The 1,147-nt window shown below is 74.7% G+C and carries 2 protein-coding genes; both read left to right on the top strand.

Annotated elements, in window-relative coordinates; all coding sequences use genetic code 11:
* The first annotated feature begins 182 nt into the window (after positions 1-182).
* Positions 183-920 (top strand): 23S rRNA (guanosine(2251)-2'-O)-methyltransferase RlmB, encoded by a 738-nt coding sequence (gene rlmB / locus FDZ70_11120; GenBank protein ID TLM65448.1) that lies wholly within the window; start codon positions 183-185, stop codon positions 918-920.
* Positions 728-1,147, top strand: a 420-nt coding sequence (locus tag FDZ70_11115; protein ID TLM65447.1) for a hypothetical protein, incomplete at its 3' end; no start/stop codon positions are given. The genes rlmB and FDZ70_11115, both read left to right, overlap by 193 nt.

Raw genomic sequence — 1,147 nt, 5'->3', positions numbered from 1 at the left:
GGCTACGCCGGCCACGATCCGGCGGAGGCGGTCGAGGCGCTGATGGCGGCGCGCGACGCCGCCCGCACCGAGCGCAACTGGGCCGCCGCGGACGCTGTGCGCGACGGCATGGCCGGCCTCGGCCTCGTGGTCGAGGACACGCCTGCCGGGCAGCGGGTGACCTACCGCCCGGAACCGGTCCGGTGAGCGACCTCGTCGAGGGGCGCAACGCCGTCGCCGAGGCGCTGTCCGCCGGACTGCCCATCGAGCGCGTGCTGATCGCCGAGGGTGTGAAGCCCGACGCCGCCGTCGAGCGCGTCCGCTCGCTGGCCGCCGAGCACGGGGTGCCGGTGGAGCAGTGCCCGCGCCGCAAGCTGGACGCGATGAGCGATCGCGGGGCGCACCAGGGCGTCGCGGCGCTCGCGAGGCCGTTCGCGTACGCGGACCTCGATTCCGTCCTGCGCCTGACGACGGGGCAGCCCCGCAGCCTCATCATCGCGCTCGATCACGTGACCGACCCCGGCAACCTTGGCGCGGTCGCGCGTTCCGCCGAGGCGGTCGGCGCGGCGGCGCTCGTGATAGAGGAGCGCCGCTCGGCGCAGGTCACGGCCGCGGCGTTCAAGGCGTCGGCGGGCGCTGTGGCGCACCTGCCGGTCGCGAGGGTCTCCAACCTCTCGCGGGCGCTCGCGCGGGCGAAGGACGCGGGATACTGGGTGGCCGGCGCGAGCGAGCATGCCGAGCAGGACGCGTGGGCGTCTCCGCTCGAGGGCCGGATCGTGCTCGTGATGGGCGCCGAGGGCGAGGGCCTGTCGCGTCTGGTGCGCGAGAACTGCGACTTTCTCGTGCGGCTCCCGGTCGAAGGGCACGTCGGCTCGCTGAACGTCGCGCAGGCCGCCACCGTGCTGATGTACGAGTGGGTGCGCAGGGGCCTCACGCCGTGACGCGCCGGCCGGTGCTGGTCGTCGACGGGTACAACGTCGTCCACGCCGCCGAGCCGTACTCCTCGCTCGCGGCCCGTGACCTCGACGCTGCCCGTACCGCGCTCGTCGGCGACGTCGCCTCGTACGCGCAGGGGATGTGGCGGGGCGACGGCTGGCTCTTTTATACACCTTACGCCCCGCGACCCGAGGGTGGAGCAGGGCGCGAGGCGGGCTGGGCGCCGGCAAAA

This window comes from Actinomycetota bacterium, from assembly GCA_005774595.1.
Lineage (GTDB): Bacteria > Actinomycetota > Coriobacteriia > Anaerosomatales > D1FN1-002 > D1FN1-002.
Note: the sequence above shows the minus strand (reverse complement) of the source record. Positions and strands in the feature narration are given on the sequence as shown.